The 20705-nt window shown below is 67.2% G+C and carries 18 protein-coding genes and 1 other RNA gene; 10 read left to right on the top strand and 9 right to left on the bottom strand.

Annotated features, from left to right (window positions below; all coding sequences use genetic code 11):
* The first annotated feature begins 132 nt into the window (after positions 1–132).
* Genes prfB through SBI67_RS20450 form a run of 7 tightly spaced genes read left to right on the top strand, consistent with a single transcriptional unit; the run spans position 133 to position 5645 of the window.
* On the top strand, positions 133–1239 hold the full coding sequence (gene prfB / locus SBI67_RS20420; RefSeq protein WP_318982310.1) for a peptide chain release factor 2: 1107 nt from the start codon (positions 133–135) through the stop codon (positions 1237–1239).
* A gap of 3 nt (positions 1240–1242) precedes the next feature.
* Entirely contained in the window at positions 1243–2151 is a 909-nt protein-coding gene (locus SBI67_RS20425) for a mechanosensitive ion channel family protein (protein ID WP_318982311.1), read from the top strand.
* Positions 2148–2672 carry an Rv3103c family proline-rich protein gene (locus SBI67_RS20430; RefSeq protein ID WP_318982312.1) on the top strand — a complete coding sequence of 175 codons (525 nt, stop codon included), beginning with the start codon at positions 2148–2150 and terminating at the stop codon, positions 2670–2672. Before SBI67_RS20425 ends, SBI67_RS20430 begins: the two co-directional genes overlap by 4 nt.
* Before the next feature lie 35 nt (positions 2673–2707).
* Positions 2708–3397 (top strand): cell division ATP-binding protein FtsE, encoded by a 690-nt coding sequence (gene ftsE / locus SBI67_RS20435; RefSeq protein WP_062657276.1) that lies wholly within the window; start codon positions 2708–2710, stop codon positions 3395–3397.
* Positions 3398–4294: a permease-like cell division protein FtsX gene (gene ftsX, locus SBI67_RS20440; protein WP_266049810.1), complete on the top strand. Its 897-nt coding sequence runs from the start codon at positions 3398–3400 to the stop codon at positions 4292–4294.
* Positions 4295–4296: 2 nt separating this feature from the next.
* Positions 4297–4803: an SsrA-binding protein SmpB gene (gene smpB, locus SBI67_RS20445; protein WP_318982313.1), complete on the top strand. Its 507-nt coding sequence runs from the start codon at positions 4297–4299 to the stop codon at positions 4801–4803.
* Complete coding sequence (locus SBI67_RS20450; protein ID WP_489685570.1) at positions 4800–5645, top strand: EamA family transporter; 846 nt, start codon at positions 4800–4802, stop codon at positions 5643–5645. Before smpB ends, SBI67_RS20450 begins: the two co-directional genes overlap by 4 nt.
* Positions 5646–5718: 73 nt before the next feature.
* On the opposite strand, the gene SBI67_RS20455 is transcribed toward SBI67_RS20450, so the two are convergent.
* The 5 genes from SBI67_RS20455 to SBI67_RS20475 form a co-directional block, all read right to left on the bottom strand.
* Positions 5719–7269 (bottom strand): ATP-binding cassette domain-containing protein, encoded by a 1551-nt coding sequence (locus SBI67_RS20455; protein WP_318982315.1) that lies wholly within the window; start codon positions 7267–7269, stop codon positions 5719–5721.
* Positions 7266–8114 (bottom strand): phosphatidate cytidylyltransferase, encoded by an 849-nt coding sequence (locus tag SBI67_RS20460; protein WP_318982316.1) that lies wholly within the window; start codon positions 8112–8114, stop codon positions 7266–7268. The genes SBI67_RS20455 and SBI67_RS20460 overlap by 4 nt, the downstream gene beginning before the upstream one ends.
* Positions 8098–8700: a lysophospholipid acyltransferase family protein gene (locus SBI67_RS20465; RefSeq protein ID WP_318982317.1), complete on the bottom strand. Its 603-nt coding sequence runs from the start codon at positions 8698–8700 to the stop codon at positions 8098–8100. The genes SBI67_RS20460 and SBI67_RS20465 overlap by 17 nt, the downstream gene beginning before the upstream one ends.
* Before the next feature lie 29 nt (positions 8701–8729).
* Positions 8730–9464: a CDP-alcohol phosphatidyltransferase family protein gene (locus SBI67_RS20470; RefSeq protein WP_318982318.1), complete on the bottom strand. Its 735-nt coding sequence runs from the start codon at positions 9462–9464 to the stop codon at positions 8730–8732.
* Positions 9465–9538: 74 nt separating this feature from the next.
* Positions 9539–11347, bottom strand: coding sequence for a serine/threonine-protein kinase (locus tag SBI67_RS20475; RefSeq protein WP_318982319.1), 1809 nt, complete (start codon positions 11345–11347; stop codon positions 9539–9541).
* Between the two features lie 141 nt (positions 11348–11488).
* Here SBI67_RS20475 and ssrA point away from each other — a divergent pair.
* Positions 11489–11857, top strand: a transfer-messenger RNA (tmRNA) gene (gene ssrA, locus SBI67_RS20480).
* Between the two features lie 164 nt (positions 11858–12021).
* The gene (locus SBI67_RS20485; protein ID WP_318982320.1) at positions 12022–14223 is read left to right on the top strand and encodes an MMPL family transporter; all 2202 of its coding nucleotides are present in this window, start codon (positions 12022–12024) and stop codon (positions 14221–14223) included.
* Here SBI67_RS20485 and SBI67_RS20490 read toward each other — a convergent pair.
* The 4 genes from SBI67_RS20490 to SBI67_RS20505 form a co-directional block, all read right to left on the bottom strand.
* Entirely contained in the window at positions 14213–15346 is a 1134-nt protein-coding gene (locus SBI67_RS20490) for an acyl-CoA dehydrogenase family protein (RefSeq protein ID WP_318982321.1), read from the bottom strand. The two genes, SBI67_RS20485 and SBI67_RS20490, sit on opposite strands and share 11 nt — an antisense overlap.
* Before the next feature lie 19 nt (positions 15347–15365).
* A complete protein-coding gene (locus SBI67_RS20495; protein WP_318982322.1) occupies positions 15366–16310 on the bottom strand; it encodes an NAD-dependent epimerase/dehydratase family protein in 945 nt (314 codons plus the stop codon).
* Positions 16307–17557: an aminotransferase class I/II-fold pyridoxal phosphate-dependent enzyme gene (locus SBI67_RS20500; RefSeq protein WP_318982323.1), complete on the bottom strand. Its 1251-nt coding sequence runs from the start codon at positions 17555–17557 to the stop codon at positions 16307–16309. Before SBI67_RS20500 ends, SBI67_RS20495 begins: the two co-directional genes overlap by 4 nt.
* Before the next feature lie 212 nt (positions 17558–17769).
* Entirely contained in the window at positions 17770–18561 is a 792-nt protein-coding gene (locus tag SBI67_RS20505) for a helix-turn-helix transcriptional regulator (RefSeq protein WP_318982324.1), read from the bottom strand.
* A gap of 76 nt (positions 18562–18637) precedes the next feature.
* Here SBI67_RS20505 and ilvD point away from each other — a divergent pair, with 76 nt between their 5' ends.
* A complete protein-coding gene (gene ilvD, locus SBI67_RS20510; protein WP_318982325.1) occupies positions 18638–20473 on the top strand; it encodes a dihydroxy-acid dehydratase in 1836 nt (611 codons plus the stop codon).
* Positions 20474–20705 lie beyond the last annotated feature (232 nt).

Consider the following 20705-nt stretch of genomic DNA (forward strand, 5'->3'; position numbering starts at 1 on the left):
CTTTTCGTGAGGCTGACCGGCGGCGCGCAAGGGGCTGTCGCGACGTCACCGGACCGGTTACCAGCCCGATGCTAGCCGCGCCACGGCGATCGAGGGCGGACTCTGGATAAGCGGCCGGTACCCTGAACTTTCGTGGATCCTGACCTTCTTGCCGATATCGCCGCCCTCGACGCAACGCTCACCACCGTGGAGCGGGTGCTCGATGTCGACGGTCTGCGTGCCCGCATCGCCACGCTGGAGGCCGAGGCCACCGATCCCAACCTGTGGAACGACCAGGCCAACGCGCAGAAGGTGACGAGCAGCCTGTCGCACGCCCAGAGCGAGCTGCGCCGCGTCGAGGAACTGCGCCGCCGTATCGACGATCTGCCGGTGCTCTACGAACTGGCAGCCGAGGAGGGCGGCGAGGAGGCGAAGGCCGAAGCCGACGCCGAGCGTGATCAGCTGCGCGAAGACCTGGAGGCCCTCGAGGTTCGCACCCTGCTCTCCGGGGAGTACGACGAGCGCGAGGCCGTCGTCACCATCCGCTCCGGCGCGGGCGGGGTGGACGCCGCCGACTGGGCCGAAATGCTCATGCGGATGTACATCCGCTGGGCCGAGGCCCACAAGTACCCCGTGGAGATCTTCGACACCTCCTACGCCGAGGAAGCCGGCATCAAGAGCGCCACCTTCGCGGTGCACGCCCCGTACGCCTACGGCACGCTCTCGGTGGAGCAGGGCACCCACCGGCTGGTCCGGATCAGCCCCTTCGACAACCAGGGCCGCAGGCAGACCTCGTTCGCCGACGTCGAGGTGCTGCCCGTGGTGGAGACCACCGACCACATCGACATCCCGGAGGGCGACCTGCGGGTCGACGTCTACCGCTCCAGCGGCCCCGGCGGGCAGTCGGTCAACACCACCGACTCGGCGGTGCGCCTGACCCACATTCCCACCGGCATCGTCGTCACCTGCCAGAACGAGAAATCCCAGCTGCAGAACAAGGTGTCGGCCATGCGGGTGCTGCAGGCCAAGCTGCTGGAGCGCAAGCGCCAGGAAGAACGCGCCGAGATGGATGCCCTCAAGGGGGACGGCGGCAGTTCGTGGGGCAACCAGATGCGGTCGTATGTGCTGCACCCGTATCAGATGGTCAAGGACCTGCGCACCGAGTACGAGGTGGGCAGCCCGTCGGCGGTGCTCGACGGCGATATCGACGGATTCCTGGAGGCCGGGATCCGGTGGCGCAATCGCAAAGAGGACGAGTAGCAGTTGAACTGGTCGCAGCATTGGCACGGCTTCTGGCACGGCCAGATCGGCGAATGGATCCTGACCCGCGGGTTGCGGATCGTCATGCTCGTGCTGGCCGCGATGCTGGCCGCCCGGTTCGTGAACTGGATCGCCCAGAAGGTGACCCAGCGCATCGACGCCGACTTCCGCGAGAGCGATGCCCTGGTCCGCTCGGAGACCACCAAGCACCGGCAAGCGGTCGCCTCGGTGATCTCCTGGGTGACCATCGCGATGCTCGTCGTGATCGTGTTCGTCGAATTCACCGACATCGTGGCCATCCCGATCGCCTCGCTGGTGGCGCCGGCGGCGGTGATCGGTGCCGCGCTCGGTTTCGGGGCGCAGCGGCTGGTGCAGGACCTGCTGTCGGGCTTCTTCATCATCACCGAGAAGCAATACGGCTTCGGTGACCTGGTCGCGTTGACGGTCTCCGGTATCGCGCTGCCCGCCGAGGGCACCGTGATCGACGTGACCCTGCGGGTGACCAAGCTGCGCTCGTCCGAGGGCGAGATGCTGACCATCCCGAACGGCCAGATCGTCAAGACGGTGAACCTGTCCAAGGACTGGGCGCGGGCCGTGGTGGACATCCCGGTGCCGGTGACCGCAGACCTGCACACGGTGAACGATCTGCTCAACGGGGTATGTGAGTCGGCGATGAACGATCCACAGATGCGTGAGCTGCTGCTCGACAAGCCACAGGTGATGGGCGTGGAAAGCATCCAGGTCGACACCGTGAACCTGCGGATGGTGGCCCGAACCCTGCCCGGCAAACAGTTCGAGGTGGGACGGCGGTTGCGACTGCTGGTGATCGCGGCGCTGGCCGGTGCCGGTATCGCCTCACCGGCCGAGACGTCGACGCTGGCCCCGGCGGTCGCGCAGGAGCCCAAATCATGAAATTCCAGCTGCGCCGCGAGGGCGAGAACCGGCACTGGCCGCACTATCTGTTCTGGGGCCGGATGCGGACATCCACCTTCGCGCTGATAACGGCGTTCTTCTTCACCTGGTGGCTGTACACCACCTACGCACCGGCGCCGGCCCCGCAACCGGTCCCGGCTCAGCAGGTGGTGCCGCCGGGTTTCGTACCGGACCCGGAATACACCTGGGTGCCGCGCACCAAGGTGGAAACCCCGCGCACCACCTACCGCACGACGACCACGACCACTCCGACCACCGAGCCCACCCCGACCACCGAGACCACGCCGCCGACCGACACCACCACGTCGAGCACACCGCCCACCACGACGACGCCGGCCCCGCCCACCACGACGGTGATCGATCCCGACGGACCCGGCCCGATTCCGCCGCTGACCTTGCCGGTCCTGCCGGGAGCGGTGCCGCCACCGACGACACAGACGACGATCGATCCCGGCGCGGCGCCCGCGACACCCCCGGCGCCGGCGCGCAGCTCAAGCTGACCCGCGGTTGCGTCCGGCTACACTGGCGTGCCGTGATGATCACGCTCGACAAAGTGAGCAAGCAGTACAAATCCTCGGCGCGGCCCGCGCTCGACGATGTGTCGCTCAAAATCGACAAGGGCGAGTTCGTCTTCCTCATCGGTCCCTCGGGGTCGGGCAAGTCGACGTTCATGCGGTTGTTGTTGGCCGCTGAACACCCCACCAAGGGCGATATCCGCGTCTCCAAATTCCACGTCAACAAGCTCTCCGGTCGCCACGTCCCGCAGCTGCGCCAGGTGATCGGCTGCGTGTTCCAGGATTTCCGGCTGCTGCAGCAGAAGACGGTCTTCGACAACGTGGCCTTCGCGCTGGAGGTGATCGGCAAGCGCGGCGACGTCATCAACCGGGTGGTGCCCGACGTGCTGGAGATGGTCGGGTTGTCCGGCAAGGCCAATCGGCTGCCCAACGAGCTCTCCGGTGGCGAGCAGCAGCGGGTGGCGATCGCCCGGGCGTTCGTGAACCGGCCGCTGGTGCTGCTGGCCGACGAGCCCACCGGCAACCTGGACCCCGAGACCAGCAAAGACATCATGGATCTGCTCGAACGGATCAACCGCACCGGCACCACCGTGCTGATGGCCACGCACGACCACCACATCGTGGACTCCATGCGTCAGCGTGTCATCGAGCTCGAACTGGGCCGGCTCATCCGCGACGAACAGCGCGGCGTCTACGGAATGGATCGCTAAGTGCGTTTTGGCTTCCTCATCAATGAGGTTCTGACCGGTTTCCGTCGCAACGTCACCATGACGGTGGCGATGGTCCTGACCACCGCCATCTCCATCGGCTTGTTCGGCGGTGGCCTGCTGGTGGTCCGGCTGGCCGACCAGTCCCGCGCCATCTACCTCGACCGGGTGGAGAGCCAGGTCTTCCTCACCAATGACGTCTCGGCCAACGACCCGACCTGTGATTCGGATCCGTGCAAGGCGCTGCGCGCCCGGATCGAGGCACGCGACGACGTCAAGTCGGTCCGCTTCCTGAACCGTGACCAGGCGTACGAGGACGCGGTCAAGAAGTTCCCGCAGTACAAGGACGTGGCCGGCAAGGACGCGTTCCCGGCGTCGTTCGTCGTCAAGCTGGACAACCCGGAGCAGCACAAGGATTTCGACCAGGCCATGCAGGGTCAGCCCGGGGTGCTCAACGTGCTCAACCAGAAAGACCTGATCGACCGGTTGTTTGCCGTGCTGGACGGGATGAGCAATGTCGCGTTCGCGGTGGCGCTGGTGCAGGCGATCGGTGCGGTGTTGCTGATCGCGAACATGGTGCAGGTGGCGGCCTACACCCGGCGCACCGAGATCGGCATCATGCGGCTGGTCGGCGCGACCCGCTGGTACACCCAGCTGCCCTTCCTGGTGGAGGCCATGCTCGCCGCATTAATCGGTGTCATCTTGGCCGTCATCGGGCTTATTGTGGTGCGGGCCGTGTTCCTGGAAAAGGCGCTCGACCAGTTCTACCAAGCCAATCTGATCGCCAACGTCGACTATGCAGACGTGCTGTATTACAGCGCTCCGCGGATGCTGCTCCTCGGCATGGCGATGGCTGGCATCACCGCCTATGTCACCCTCCGAAGTTACGTCCGAAGATAGAGATGGCTACCACCAGTAAGAAGCCAGGCAAAGCTGCCGACAAGACCAACAACCACGTGGTCGCGACCAATCGCAAAGCCCGGCACAACTATTCGATTCTCGATGTGTACGAGGCCGGTGTGGTGTTGGTGGGTACCGAGGTCAAGAGCCTGCGCGAGGGGCAGGCCTCACTGGTCGATGCCTTCGCGACGGTCGACGACGGCGAAATCTGGCTGCGCAACCTGCACATCGCCGAGTACCACCACGGCACCTGGACCAACCATGCGCCGCGGCGTAACCGCAAGCTGCTGCTGCACCGCCGGGAGATCGACAATCTGGTCGGCAAGATCCGCGATGGCAACCTGACCCTGGTGCCGTTGTCGCTGTACTTCACCGACGGCAAGGTGAAGGTGGAGCTGGCGCTGGCCCGCGGTAAAGAGGCCCACGACAAACGTCAGGACATCGCCAAGCGTGACGCGCAGCGCGAGATCAGCCGCGAGATGGGCCGACGGGCCAAAGGCATGCGCTGATCGGGGTAGTGCTCGCGCTGGCGTCGGCCATCGGCTACGGCGTGAGCGACTTCGTCGGGGGGATCGCTTCGCGCCGGGTCGCGGCGTTGCGGGTGGTCATCGTGTCCTATCCGCTGGCCCTGCTGCTGCTGACCGGGCTGGCTTTCGTTGTCGGCGGACATATTTCGCAGCCCGCGGTGTTCTGGGGTGTGCTGTGCGGGCTGGCTCAGGCCTTCGGGGTGTGGTGGTTCTACGCCGCGCTGGGGGCCGGACCGATCTCGGTGGTGTCGCCGCTGACGGCGATCCTGGTGGCCGGCGTCCCGGTCGGATTCGGTGTGGTGATGGGGGAGCGCCCCAGAGCGGTCGCGCTCGCCGGGATCGCGGTGGCGCTGGTCGCGGTGGTCCTGGTGTCCCGGGGTGTGACCGATGAAGACACCACCGAGCACCGCTTCACCACCAAGGTGGCCTGGCTGACCGTCGGTTCCGGGCTGGCGTTCGGGCTGAACTTCGTGGTGATCGACCAGGCACCGCACGAGGCGGGGCTGTGGCCGCTGGTGTTCGCCCGGCTGTCGGCGTCGCTGTTGGTGGTCGTGATCGCGCTGGCCGCGCGCCAGCTGCGGGTCCCGACGGGGGTGCCGCTGTGGCTGGCGCTGAGCGCCGGCGTGCTCGACACGATCGCCAACGTGGCCATGCTGTTGGCCCTGCAGCACTCGCTGCTGTCGCTGACCGGTGTACTGATCGCCCTGTATCCGGCCGGGACGGTGGCCCTGGCGCTGCTGGTACTCAAGGAGACGGTCACCAGATGGCAGGTCGTCGGGATGGTCGCCTCCCTCGCCGCGGTCGCCATGATCGCCGGGGGTTAGGGATCCTCCCGCGAGCGGCCGTGTCTGCACGCAACACGCCGCCAAATGGTGGCATTTTGAGGCCGCTCGCGAGTCACACGCGACGCAACTGCCACCGCGCGATGCCGGCGAATGCCAGGGCGAGCAGTCCCAACATCGCCATGTCGAACCACCACGCCCCGGCCGTATGGCGCCAATGCCCGTCTTGCGCGATGCCGACGACGAGGTTGCTCAGGTCCGCCGTCGAAGCCGAGGCGGAGAAGCCCCACCGCGCCGGGGTGATCGACGCCAGCGCCGACAGTGCCGGCCGACCGGTCACCGGGATGAAGCCTCCGGCCAGCACCAGCTGGGCGGTCAGCGCCACCGCGAGCAGCGGCATCACCTGATCCACGGTCCGGGCGGCAGCCGAGAGGGCCAGTCCGAGGATCACGGCCGCCACCGCCGTGGCCGCGACACCCACCCCGAGTTCCAGCACTGGGCTGCCCAAAGTTGTGGCCCCGGTCGGAGCTGGTTTGCCGATGCAGACGATCAGCACCAGCAGCGTCGCCTGACCGGCGGCCACCGCGCCGAACACCGCGATCTTGGCCAGCAGATAGGCGCCGGCCGACAGCCCGGCCGCACGTTCTCTGGCGTAGATCGCCCGCTCGCCGGCCAGGTCCCGAACCGTCAAGGTGGTGCCCATCAGGATCGCGGCGAAGTTGGTCAGCGCGATCACCTGCTTGGCCTCGAGCGGGGCGGTCAGCGCCGAGCTGAGGAATCCGGAGTGCCCAGACACCGTCAGCGGCAGGATGCCCACCAGCACGGGCAGCGCAGCCAGGAACGTCAGGTAACCGCGGTCGGTGGTCAGCAGCCGGACCTGACGACGGGCGAGCGTGCGGAACTGCCCGACGGTCCCCTGGCGGCGGGGCGGGCGCGGAGACCGGGCCAGGACCGGGGCGTTCGGGTAATGCCGTTGCACCCCTTCAGGATCCGCGCACAGCCGGGCAAAGATCTCGGCCCAATCCGTGCTGCCCAGCACCAGCCCGATGTCGGCGGGTGGCCCGTAGTAGGCGGTCTTACCGCCGGGCGCCAGCAACAGCACCTGATCACACATGTCGAGGAAAGCCAACGAGTGCGTCACGACGATGACGACCCGGCCGGCGTCGGCAAGCCGACGTAACAGCGTCATCACCTGGCGGTCCAGTGCCGGATCGAGACCGGTGGTGGGTTCGTCCAGGATGAGCAGTGCCGGACCGGTCAGCAGTTCCAGTGCCACCGAGACCCGTTTGCGTTGTCCGCCGGACAGTGTGTCGATACGGGTTCCGGCGTGCGGGTGCAGGTCCAGTTCGGCGAGCACATCGGCGACCGCCGTGGGGTCGGCGCCGCGCAGCTCGGCGGCGTATGCCAAAGCCTCTGTGACGGTGAGCTTCCCGTGCAGAACATCGTCCTGGGGGACCATGCCGACCGTGCCCTCGAAGTGCACGGCGCCGGACTCGGGCCGGGTCAGTCCGGCCAGCACGCGGGCCAGGGTGGACTTGCCGGCACCCGAGGGGCCGATGAGCGCGGTGAGGGTACCGGGCTGGGCGGAGAACGACACCCGGTCCAGGCGGGTGTCGAGTGTGACGCCGTGGACGTCCACACCGCGGGAGATCGTTTGAGTGTTCATGTGAGTACGTACACCAGGGGTAGGGCCAACAGGAGGGAGTCGATGCGGTCGAGCAGGCCCCCGAAACCGGGCAGCCAGTCCCCGGCGTCTTTGACGCGCGCCTGGCGCTTGAGCATCGATTCGAGCAGATCGCCGAACAGTCCGCCCACGGCGACCGCCAGCACCAGTCCGACCGAGACGGTGCCGAGGACGAACAGCACCGCCGTGGCACCGACTACCGCGCCTACGACACCGCCTGCGGTCTTGTTGGGGCTCAACGGGGAGATCGGACGCCGGGCCCACGCCATGCGCCGCAACCCTTTTCCGCCGCACCACGCGGCCACGTCGGTGGCGGCGACGGCGAAGCAGACCAGGAAGGCGTCCGGCCACACCAGCACCAGGTGCGCCAGCGACCAGCAGATCCACACCGACCCGAATGCGGTGAAAGCCGCACGGCGGGAACCCGTTTCGATGTCACCGGACACCACCGACGGCACCGCGCACAGCAGCACCAGCAGCGGCGCCAGCGCCAAGAGCGAGGGGCGCAGCCACGCCGCGATCGGATAACCCACTGCCAGCACCAGCAGCACCGCGGTGTCGGTGCGGCGCAAGCCGACCAGTCGGCCGTACTCGAAGACGCCAACCGCGGCGAGCGCGGCGGCGAACGCGGCGGTGGTGCCGGCACCGAGTACCGTCGGGATGCCGACGGCGGGGGCAATGAGCACCCAGGTGCGCCACTTGCGGATCAGGTCGGGCCGACGCGAGATCAGCACCGCGATTCCGGCGGCGGCCAGGATGCCGACGGTGAGTGCGGGCAGGAACCAGGCCGGTCGGCCGAAATTCGCGGTGTCAAGCAGCGAGGGCATGGTGCCCTCCGGTGCGCAGCGCCAGCACCGTGTCGCGCAACCGCGCGGCCGTGGTGTGGTGCGGGTCGACCGGTTCCCCGATGCATACCCGCATCGGGGAACCCGGGGTGAACGTGCCGCCCTTGGGCAGCACGTCGGCGGTGCCGAGCACCGCGACCGGAACGATCGGCACACCGCAATCACGGGCCAGTCGCACGGCACCGGAACGGAATTCGGCGATGTTGCCGTCGGTGGACCGGGTGCCTTCCGGATAGATGACGATGGTGTGGCCCGCCTTCAGCAGCGGGCCCGCCGCCCGCAGCAGCTCGGCGTAGCTGCCGCCACCGGTGCGGCGCAGTGGCAACACACCGATCAGGGAGGTGGCGACGAGCCGGCGCACCGGGACGTCGAACCAGTAGTCGGCGGCCGCACCGAACATCACCTTGGTCGAGGGCGGAAGGGCAGCCAGCAGCACCGCGGTGTCGGCGTGTGAGGCGTGGTTGGCGACGATCACTGCGCCACCGCGGACCTGCCAGCGCCCGGTGACGGTCAACCCGCCCGAGACGGTGCACACCGTGCGCCACAACCAGTGCCGGACGACGCTCATGGATTGCCGATTCGCTCGGCAAGCCTCGCTCATGCCGCCGCCCGCATCGGCCGGGTCGGCAGGTTCGACACGACGGTCCACGGACGCGTCATCGGCACGGTCACCGCATCGTCGGGTAGCGCCTGCGCTTTCAGCTCGCGGTGTGCGTTGCGCAGCCGCAAGGCGGTGGTGATCAGGGAGCCGTTGACCAGCTGGGCCAGCAGAATTGGCATCAGACCGGGGAACGCGGTGGCCAGCACGGTGAACACGCAGCGTTCGGTCTTGCCGAGGGGGCCACCGTTGATCCGGGTGGCACCGGCCCCGGCTGCGGCCAGCGACGCGAAGGTGGGCAGCGTCGCGGCCAGGGCGGCGATCACCACCTGCAGCACCGTCCACGATAGCCACTGCAGACCAGGCCCGTGCTGACGCGCGGCCCACACGGCAAGCCCACCGAAGGTCAGCAGATCGGCTGTGCGGTCACCGATTTCGTTGAGCACGAAACCCCACGGCCGACTGACGCCGCGGGCCCGGGCGACGGCGCCATCGAGATTGGCGCCCGCCAGCCGTAACACCAGGAACACCGCGGCCAGGTGCCACCACCCCCAGGCAATGAACACGCCGGCCACCGCGGCGGCGAGTACGCCGGCAGCGGTGAAGACATCCGGTGAGACGCGGTGCGCGACAGCGGTGTCCAGGATGGGGGTCAGGCGCGCGGTGAACCACGGCTTCAGCGCGTAAAGGCCGGCCATGCGGCGTCGTTGCGGGGAAGACACATACCGGTTCATGGCTGGCTCCTTTCGTGACGGGTGTTTCGGTCACGAAAAGGTTGCGGCCAGGCGCTTGGCGGATTCTTGTGGTGTCAGTCCCCGGTGCGGGTGAAGGTTTCGTCGAACTCGGTCTTCATCGCACACGGCGCGGATTCCTCCCACGTGCCGTGCCCCAAGAGCAGGTTGACGGGGTTCTGCGTGGGCTGTGGCAGCGGGTATTGGCCGGTGGCGGTGAGTTTGATGACGTTGCCGTCGCAGACGGCCTCGGACTGGCTGTTGAGCGACCAGACGCCGTTGGCGAACAGCAACGGGCGGTAATCCTCGGGCTTGTGGAAGTAGCTCATGCACCGCTCACCGGTTCGCAGGCAGTCGGTGTGCACGGTGTAGTCACCCTGGATCGGCGGGAGGCCATTGCGAAAGGTTCGGGTGCTGCGGTAACTGCCGTGCAGGGCCGCGGCCGGGGAGACGACGCGGGCCGGCAGGGCGGCGGGGTCGGGCAGGGTGGCCGGGTCGACGTCGGTGGTGCGGTTGAACGTGATGGTGGCCCGGCCGGAGCAGGAATTGCCTGCCGTGCCGGTGAACTGGCCGGTGAGGGTGCCCTCCGGGCGATCCCGCAGCGTGAAGACGTACCAGATCTCGTCGGCGATATCGTGGCACTGCTCGGCGGCCAGCGCGACGGCCACCCACTGCCCGTCGATCTGATCGAATTCCAGTTTTGCGACCGGTGGGCCACCGTCACCGCTTTGGCGCTCGGCGACCGCGACACAGCCGTCCGGCCGGCACGTCGAGCGCACCGCCCACATGGCCGTCGTGGGTTTCGCGCCGTCCAGCGGCCCGCCGTCGATCAGGGTGGGTGCGCTGAACACGGCCTGGTAGACGCCGCCGAACACCGGTGCCGGGGGTGGTGCGGCCGATGTGGTGGACGGTGCCGTGGGCGGGGTGTCCTCTTTGGAGAGCGCCAGGCTGGCGACGATGTCGCCGGCCACCAGCACGACGACTGCCGCCACGGCGGTGAGGATCAGTCCGGTGCGGTTCGTCTTGTGCGGTTTCGGTGGCGGTGTCCAGGCCTGGGTCGGCGCGGCGTCGCTCGGGTAGGTCAGTGCCCGCTGCGCCGCGGCCGCCAGGTCGACGGTGGTGGGGAAGCGCTCGGTCGGTTGCTTGGCCAGGCCGGTGGCGATCACCTGGTCCATGGCAGCTGGGATGGTGGGCAGGTCCTGTGACGGTCGGGGCGGGGGCATCATCATGTGGCTCACCGCAACCTGCTCCAAGGTCTCCCCGGGGAAGGGCAGGTTGCCGGTGAGGCATTGGTAGAGCACGCACGCCAGCGCATAGATGTCGGAGCTGGGGCCGCCTTCGCCGGTGCTGAAGCGTTCCGGTGCCATGTAGGCCCAGGTGCCGACGGTGGTGCTGGCCGACGTAAGCGCGGTGTCGGTGTTGGCGCGGGCGATGCCGAAGTCGATCAGGTAGGCAAAGTCGTTGTCGCCCAAGAGAATATTGGATGGATTCACGTCGCGGTGCACCAGCCCGGCCTGGTGGGCGATGTGCAGCGCCGAGGCGATCTGGCCGATGATGTACACCGCGCGTGCGGGTTCCAGCGGGCCGTGGTTGATCAGGGTCTGCAGGTCGGCGCCGTTGATCAGCCGCATGGTGACGTAGAGCCGGCCGTCGATCTCGCCGACGTCGTGGATGGGCACGATGTGGGGGTCGTCCAGCCGGGCCGCGGCGCGGGCCTCGCGGCGGAACCGCTTCTCGTAGTCGGGGTCCTGGGCGTAGTGCGGCAGCAGCATCTTCAACGCGACGACGCGGTCGATCTCGGTGTCGTAGGCCCGCCAGACCTCGCCCATCCCGCCCCGGCCCAGCAGCTCGATCAGCTGGTAGCGGCCGAACGGCGTCCCCTGCACCGATTCACGATAAACCAGCAGGCCCACGAGTTCAGGGCTGATCGACCGGGGAGAAGGCGGGACCCGGAACAAATAACCGCTGGCCGTCGTTGGATGGCACGGTATGATGGTTTTTCCTGCCGAAAGTCGGCGGGGATGCGAGGGGCCGAACGGTTTCGACATCGCGCATCGAATCAAGGGAAGCGTGCCGGTGCAGGCAAGAGACCACCGTAAGCGTCGTTGCAACCAATTAAGCGCCGATTCTCATCAGCGCGACTACGCACTCGCTGCCTAAGCGACTGCGTGTCTGTCAGACCGGGAGCGCCCTCGGCCCGGACCCTGGCATCAGCTAGAGGGACCCACCCACGGGTTCGGTCGCGGGACCCGTGGGGACATCAAACAGCGACTGGGATCGTCATCTCGGCTTGTCTGCGTGACCGGGAGATCCAAGTAGAGGCATAGCGGACTGCGCACGGAGAAGTCTTGAGGGAATGCCGTTGGACCCGGGTTCAATTCCCGGCGGCTCCACAAGAGAAGGCCAGGGCAACCGCCCTGGCCTTCTTTCGTTTCCGCGTAGTACCGAACGGACCCGGCAGGTCGCGGGATGTGTCATCGTCTCCAGCATGGGGTAAACCCCAAGGGGTTTAGTCGGCTCGAAGCGATGCGAATGGTCGCTCGGCTTTGCGAGGGCGATCATGCGAAACGGTTCCGACACGCCGCCAGGCGTGCTCGCTGTGCTGGGCAACATGGTCATTGCCGCGCCCAGACGGGTCCTGCTCGTGGTCGGCATCCTGACGGTGGTGGCGGGGGTGTTCGGTGCGGACGTGACCACGCACCTCGGCGCCGCCGGCTTCCAGGACCCGAATTCCGAGTCTGCGCGAGGCGCGAAGGTCCTGACCGAGACGTTCGGCCAGGGTGACATGGACGTGACGTTCGTGGTGCGCGGCACGAATGGCGCGCTGGATCCGGCGGCCGGCCGCCGACTGGTCGAGAAGCTGCGGCGCGCCCCGCACGTCAGCGGAGTCACTTCGCCCTGGGACGGCACGCCCGCCGGGCAGGGGTTGCTCAGCGCCGATAAGAAAACCGCGGTCGTCATCGCGCAGATCACCGGCGGAGAGAGCGATGCGCCTCAGCACGGCAAGGAGGTCGCCGATACCGTCACCGGATCGCGCGACGGCCTCACCGTCGCCGCCGGAGGCACTGCGATGGTGGCCGCCGAGATCAACGAGCAGTCCGAAAAGGACCTGCTGATCGCCGAGTCCATTGCGCTGCCGCTGTCCCTGGCGGTGCTCATCTGGGTGTTCGGCGGACTCTTCGCCGCGCTGTTGCCCCTGGTGGTCGGCGGCTTGGCGATCGTCGGCACCCTTGGATTGCTGCGCGGGATCACCCTCTTCACCGATGTCTCGATGTTCGCGCTCGACCTCACCACGGCCATGGGTCTGGCGCTGGCCATCGACTACACGCTGCTGCTCGTCAGCCGCTACCGCGAGGAGTACCACCTGGTCGGTGACCGCGACGAGGCGCTGCGCCGGGCCGTGCGCAGAGCCGGGCGCACCATCCTGTTCTCGGCCTGCACGGTGTTCCTTGCGGTGGGCGCGCTGGCGGTGTTCCCGATGTACTTCCTTCGGTCCATGGCCTACGCCGGCTGCGGGGTGGTGGCACTGGCCGGCATCTACGCCGTCGTGGTCGCCCCGGCGGTGATCGCACTGCTCGGTGACCGTATCGAATCGCTGAACATCCGCACGCTGTTTCGCCGCACACCACCCGCCACCGACATCCGCGAGACCCGGTTGTATTCCGTCGCGACATTCGCGATGCGCCACGCCATCCCGTGCGTGCTGGCCGTGATCGCGGTGCTCATGATCGTCGGCGCCCCATTTCTCAGCGCGAAGTTCGGGCTGCCCGATGACCGCGTACTGCCGACCAGCGCACCGTCGCGCCAGGTCGGCGACACCATCCGCACCGAATTCCCCGACAATGCCGCGACGGCCACCTCGATCGTCCTCCCGGACGCGCACGGTCTCACCGACCGCGATATTGCCGGTTATGCGACGGCGTTATCGAAAGTCGATGGTGCCGAGCTGGTTTCGACTCCGCAGGGGTCGTACGCGGATGGCCGCCGGACCGGTCCACCCCTGTTACCCGCGGCAGCCAAGGAAGGCCGTCTGTGGCTCTCCGTCGCCATCGACCATCCGTCCTCGGACACCCAGTCGCGTGCCGAACTCGACCGGCTGCGTGCAGTTCCCGTGCCGCACGGCGCCCCGGCGCTATTCACCGGCGCCAACCAACTCAACCAAGATTCGGTAGACGAGATCACGCGACTGTTGCCGGTAGTGCTGCTGCTCATCGCGACCACGACGTTCGTGCTGATCTTCCTGCTCACCGGAAGTCTCGTGCTGCCGGTGAAAGCGTTGGTGCTCAACACCTTGTCGTTATCGGCCACTCTCGGTGCCCTGGTCTGGGTGTTTCAGGAAGGCCATCTCGGCGGGCTGGGTACCAGCGCCACCGGCACGTTGGTCGCCGACGTGCTGGTATTCCTGTTCGCGACGGCGTTCGGATTATCGATGGACTACGAGGTATTCCTGTTGTCGCGGATCAGGGAGCACTGGCTTGCGTCGGGGAATAATGACGAGGCGGTGGCCCTCGGCATTGCCGGTGCGGGCCGGGTGATCACGGCCGCGGCGCTGCTGATGGTGATCGTGTTCGCGGCGTTGTCCAGCGGGCAGGTTGCCTTCATGCGGATGATCGGCGTCGGTCTGGCGTTGGCGGTGGTGGTGGACGCGACACTGGTCCGGATGGTGCTGGTGCCGGCGGTGATGAAGCTTGCCGGTCGATGGAACTGGTGGGCGCCGGCGCCGCTGGCGAAGCTGCACGCCAAGGTGGGGATCAGCGAGTGAGGTTGATGGCCCCGGACAGTTCGTGGTCGATCAGGAAGGTGCCGGATTCACGCAGGTTCGGCGGATGGAACGAATACGCCGAGATGCAGGAGGCCAGATAGGCGATTTCGGGGTCGGTCGCGAAGGCCACGCCGCCCACTTTGGCGACCAACCGGGCCACTGCGGTCTGCAGGTGGTCCCGGAAGCCGAGGCGGATCCACAGCAGGTCGGCGAACAAGTCGTCGCTGCGATCACCGTCGTCGTACCGGGCGGCGATCATGCGCAGAGCACGCCACACCCCTTCGACGGGGGAGAACAGCTCCACGAAGTCCGCTTCGGTCACGTCATCGCGTCCGGCGACCTTGAAGGCCAGCCGTGTCGCCGCACCGATGTAGCCGGCGGTGATGATCAAGCCGAAGAGCACGTAACCCGATTTCTCGTTGCGTCCGTCGGGGTCTTCGACATCGCTGACCATCATCAGGTCGCTGGGCACGAAGACGTTCTCGAAGTGCACCGCGTGGGTCTGTGCGCCCGAGAGCGGAGCACTGACCCACAGCGGGCTGACGCTGACGCCGGGGCTGCCGTTGAAGATCACGGTGATGGCCCGCTGCCCGGTGTCCTCCAGCAGCACGCTGGCCATCACGCAGTCCATGCTGTCGGCCAGGCTGCACGGCTTCTTGCAGCCGGTCACGGTGTAGCCGCCCTCGGCCGGGGCGGCCTGCATGGTGGGTCGGAAGACGCTGCCGGCGATGGTGCCTTCGGAGAACCCGGACGCGAAAACCGTGCGGTTCTCGATCAGGGAGGTGATGAGGCCGACGGTCTCTTCGTCGGCGGATTCGGCGAAGTCGGCCAGGCCTGCCACCGACAAATAGTGCATGGTGGTGGCGGCGGCCAGTGACGGGTTGAGATAGCCGACGCCGCGTTGCAACTCAAGGGTTTCCACGCAGCTTGCGCCCAGCCCGCCGAGCTCCTTCGGTGCGGTCAGCCGCGGTCCGTCGTGCTCCTTCCACAGGCTGACGACGTTGGTGGCCGGGTCCTCGGTGCGCATCAGTCCGAGATCGTTCAGCTCGTCGGCGAGGTCGGGCAGGTAGCGGCGGACGGCACCACTGTGCGACAGTCGCGATTCGAGTCCGGTGCGGTCCATCGGGGGTCCTTCCGCGCGATCAGGGTCGAATGAGGTAGCGCTGCAAGGCTTCCGCTGAGGTGGCGGTCGGCTTCCACGATGTCGTGGTGCGCAGCAACGTCGAGTCGAGCAGCGGGTCGCCGAGCGTCACCCAATGCCCGGAGAAGGGGGCCAGGTGCAGCCGGAACGCCAGATCGGCGCCCGCTTTCAGCAACGGCAAGGGCCCCGGTATCAGGCGTGACCCGTTGAGTTCTGCGATCTCGCGCACGCTGGTCTGATCCTCGGGCGCCACGTTGTAGAGACCGGTGAGCTGCTCGGTGAGGATGGTGACATAGGCGTCCACCAGGTCGGTGTCCCAGAGGAATTGGTAGAACGAACGGCCGGGTTCGGGATACAGCAGGGTTTTCGCCCGGAAGGCCTGCAGGCCGGAATTGTCGAAATGTTCGCCGACGATGTAGCAGGGACGCACGATCGCCAGCTGGGTGCCGTCCGGGTCGCTGTCGCGCCAGTACCAGCGGGCCAGGTGCTCTACCAGCGCTTTGTGATAGAAGTAGTAGTGATCGGGATTGGCATCCCCGGCGGGATACGTGTTCTCCGGCAACTGTTTTCCGGTTCCGCAGGCCTGGACCCCGAGGGCGTTCGCGCTCGAGGTGAGAATCAGCCGGCCGATGCCCACCCGGTTCGCTTCGTCGAGCAGTGTCTTGGTTGCCGCCACATTGACCCGGTAGGCCAGCCGTTTGTCCCGGGGCTCTTCCACACAGTAGGCCAGGTGGACCAGCGCGTCGTACGTCGCGACAGGACCCAGGTCGATGTGTCCGCCCAGATCCAGGAAGGCCTCCCGGATCTTAGGGTGTGCCGCGCCGAGCGGCCTGCGACCGAGCACGGTGATCTCCGCGACGTCATCGCAGTGCACGGCCCAGTTCAGGAGGGATCGGCCGAAATCACCGGTCCCGCCGGTGATGGCGAGGCGGAGTCCGCTACTCATGCGGCCGCCATGGCCCAGGACAGCTCCTTGGTGAGCAGGTCGGCGCAATGGCGGACGTCGTCCTCGGTCAGCTCGGAGGTCATGCAGACGCGCAAGATCGGCTTACCCAAGGGCACCGCCGGATAGATCGCCGGCGTGACGAAAACGCCCGCGTCGCGAAGTTGATTCCAGCTCAGAGCGGTTCGCATTTCGTCGAACAGGCGGATCGGAATGATGGGCGACCAGTCCGGGCTGTGGGCGTCGGGTTGGTGCAGCGCCACGTTCAAGGGGGCCAGCGATGCCCGCATCAGCCGCGCGTTGCGCTCCAGGCGTTTCCGGCGTTCGCGGCCTTCGTCACCGCGGATGATGTCGATCGCGGCCGCAGCGGCGGCCATCGATGCCGGCGTGGCGGACGTGCTGAACCAGAACGAGCGGGCGGCCAGCCGGATCTCGTCGATGAAGTCACGCGATGCGGCGATGAATCCGCCGAGACCGCCGATGGCCTTCGACAGCGACCCCATCAGGATGTCTATGTCCCCGGCGACGTCGTCGCGTTGAGACAGGCCTCCTCCGGAGGAGCCGAAGACACCGATACCGTGCGCCTCGTCGACCATGAGCAGAGCACCGGCCTCCTTGCAGATCGCGATGATCTGTTGCAGGGGCGCGGTGGAGCCCTCCATCGAGTAGAGCGAGTCGACGATGACCAGCGTGCGACGGTACCGCTTTCCGGCGTGGCTGCGCAGCGTGTCGGCCAGGGAACGAGTGTCGTTGTGGTCGAATTTGGCCTCGACGGCCTGGCTCAGATGCACGCCGTCGCGGATGGACGCGTGGGCCAGGGAATCGACCACGGCCAGGCAGTCGGCCCCGAGCAGGGCCTGAATGGTGCCGACGTTGGTTTGATAACCCGTGGTGAAGACGAGCGCCTGCTCCTTGCCCAGCCAGCGGGCGATCTGCTCCTCCAGGTCAACGTGCAGGCGGTAGGTGCCGTTGAGGAGGCGACTGCCGGTGGTGCCGACCCCGAATTCCCGGGTGGCCTCGGTGGCCTTGGCGATGACATCCGGGTGGGTGGACAGGCCGATGTAGGAGTTGGACCCGAGTAGTACGCACTCGCGGCCCCGAACACCCACCCGGGGCGTGTTCACCGAATCAATTTGCTGAAAGAACGGCAGCTGCCCCTTGGCGCCGAAGTGGCGCACCAACTTGATGCGTTGCTCGACGTCTTGGGCGATATCGCCGGTTTCCGCGTAGTCGTCCAGGTTCTGATCCACGGTTTCCCCTCACCTGTCACCTGCGGATTTCATGAGCCCCTCTGAAACTCACGTCACTGAGGTGATTCGGGTTCAACCGCGTCACGGATTGCTCGGAAGTCAGAGAAATTGAGATTGTCCGGATGATCACTGCCGGGGTCCGTGCTAGCTGTGAGTGCGGTTTCGTCCGCGACACACGGCGTCGAGCGGATGAAAGCGCACAAAGTCAGCGCCTACAACGGGGTGTAGACAACGATCTGGAATTCCGGCTGATCCGACGGCCGCAACTGGTGATGCTCGTAGCGGACCGTGCCGAGCTCGGGGTGGTGAAAGATCCGCTCGCGGGATTCGAACCCGCGGATGTCGTGGCGCTGCCACCCGGCCCGGAAATCGGCGCTGGCCTCCGACAGCCGGGCCACCAGATCCAGCAGCGCCGGGTCACCGAGTCGAGAACCGATCTCGGCGCGGAACTCCGCGAGGAAGCGCTGACTGGTCACCTGCCAGTCGTCGAGCAGGTCGCGCACGGCCGGGTCGGTGAACACCACCCACAGCAGGTTGCGCTCGGCGGGCGGGGTGGTCGCCACATTCGGGTAGAGCCGTTGATAGGCCGCGTTCCAGCCGGCGATGCCCCATTCCGGGGTCAGCGCGTAGGCGGGGTTGTCGCCGATGGCGTCGAGGAAACGCTGCACGTGCGGCGGCACCGTCGTCACCTCGCTGGCGGCAGCGGCGGGCAGAGGGGCGAAGCCTGCCAGGCCCAGGACGTAGCGGTGCTCGGGCACGCCCAAGCGCAGCGTGCGGCTGACGGCATCGAGCACCTGCCGCGACGGATTGATGTCTCGGCCCTGCTCCAGCCAGGTGTACCAGGTGACGCTCACTCCGGACAGGTAGGAGACTTCTTCGCGCCGCAGGCCCACCGTCCGACCCCGTCCGGCCACGGGCAGTCCGAAGTCGGCGCGGGTCAGACGTTCGCGGGTGGAGCGCAGGAAGGCACCCAGCTCGGCGCGGCGTTCCTCCTCGGTGGGCATGCCCAAGCCTATTACTCTCACTACTAGTACCGACGGCGTCTTCCCAGCATGCTGGCCACGTCCGACAGTGGGAAGCATGATCCCGCTGCGTTCCCGCACCGTCACCCATGGCCGCAATATGGCCGGAGCGCGCGCTCTGCTGCGCGCCGCCGGCGTCGCCCGCGAGGACTTCGGCAAGCCCATCGTGGCGGTGGCCAACAGCTTCACCGAGTTCGTGCCCGGTCACACTCACCTGCAACCGGTCGGGCGCATCGTGTCCGAGGCGATCAAGAATGCCGGTGGTATCCCGCGCGAATTCAACACCATCGCCGTCGACGACGGCATCGCCATGGGGCATTCCGGGATGCTGTACTCGCTGCCGTCCCGCGACCTGATCGCCGACTCGGTGGAATACATGGTCGAGGCACACAAGGCCGACGCGCTGGTGTGTATCTCCAACTGCGACAAGATCACTCCGGGCATGCTGATGGCTGCGCTACGGCTCGACATCCCGACGGTGTTCGTGTCCGGTGGGCCGATGGAGGGCGGCCGTGCCACCTTGGTCGACGGCCGGGTGCGCACTGGGCTGCACCTGATCGACTCGATGGCCGGCGCTGCCGACTCGTCGATCTCGGACGAGGATCTGGCCCGGATCGAGGAGTCAGCCTGCCCGACGTGCGGGTCGTGCTCAGGCATGTTCACCGCCAATTCGATGAATTGTCTGGTCGAGGCGCTGGGTCTGGCACTGCCCGGCAATGGCTCGGTGCTGGCCACCCATACCGCGCGGCGCGCCCTGTACGAAAAGGCCGGTGCCGCCGTCGTCGACCTGGCCACCCGGTACTACGGCGAGGGCGATGTCTCGGTGCTGCCGCGGGCCGTCGCGTCGCGGTCGGCGTTCGAGAACGCCATGGCGATGGATGTGGCGATGGGCGGATCGACCAACACGGTGCTGCACCTGATGGCCGCCGCGCATGAGGCCGAGTTGGACTTCGCGATCAGCGAGATCGACGAGATTTCCCGCCGTGTCCCGTGTCTGTGCAAGGTGGCCCCCAACGGCTCCTATCTGATGGAAGACGTGCACCGCGCCGGCGGTATCCCGGCGATCCTCGGTGAACTGCACCGGGCGGGTGTGTTGGCCAAGGATGTGCATGCCGTGCACGCCGCGACGCTCGACGAGTGGTTGGCCGACTGGGACATTCGCGGTATCGCCCCTTCGGCCGAGGCATGGGAGCTGTTTCATGCTGCGCCCGGTGGACGGCGGAGTGCCACTGCGTTCTCCCAATCCGAACGCTGGGAGAGCCTCGATGTCGACGCGGCGAACGGTTGCATTCGCGATGTGGCCCATGCCTATTCGGCCGACGGAGGGTTGGCGATCCTCACCGGCAACCTGGCGCCCAACGGCGCCGTGGTCAAGACCGCCGGCGTCGATCCCGGCGCGCTGACGTTCGAAGGGCCCGCGGTTGTCGTCGAATCACAGGAGGAAGCGGTCGACGCCATCCTCGGCGGTCGCGTCGCCGCCGGTGACGTGGTGGTGGTGCGCTATGAGGGACCGCGCGGCGGACCGGGTATGCAGGAAATGCTCTATCCCACATCATTTTTGAAGGGCAGAGGGCTCGGCAAGTCGTGTGCCTTGATCACCGACGGCCGGTTCTCCGGCGGCACTTCCGGGTTGTCGATCGGGCACGTGTCGCCCGAGGCCGCCGCCGGCGGTCCGATCGCTTTGGTGCGTGACGGTGACCGCATCCGGATCGACATCCCGTCGCGCGGCATCACGTTGGACGTGTCGGAGGGCGAGCTGGAGCGCCGCCGCGCCGAGCTGGACGGAGTGTACCGACCGCGGGACCGCGACCGCCCGGTGTCCACCGCGCTGCGGGCGTACGCGTTGTTGGCGACGTCGGCGGATCGTGGGGCGGTGCGGGAGATCCCCGGCTGACCCGTCGTGTTTGTGCGGTTTCATCCGCGACGCGGCGGTGCCGGCGTTTGAAAATGCACAAACACGCGCGCCGCGGCGACGCGAACTTCTGTCTTGTGCGGGCGCCAGCAAATAATCCGCGCCCTCGCGGAAAACATGCGCGGCCAATAGTGCCCGTGATATCAAAGAATGAGCGAATTCGGTCGCGGCAATTCCTTGATAAGGGAAATTCTCGGTCGATCCGTGCTGGATA

This window comes from Mycolicibacterium chengduense (assembly GCF_033741155.1).
Lineage (GTDB): Bacteria > Actinomycetota > Actinomycetes > Mycobacteriales > Mycobacteriaceae > Mycobacterium.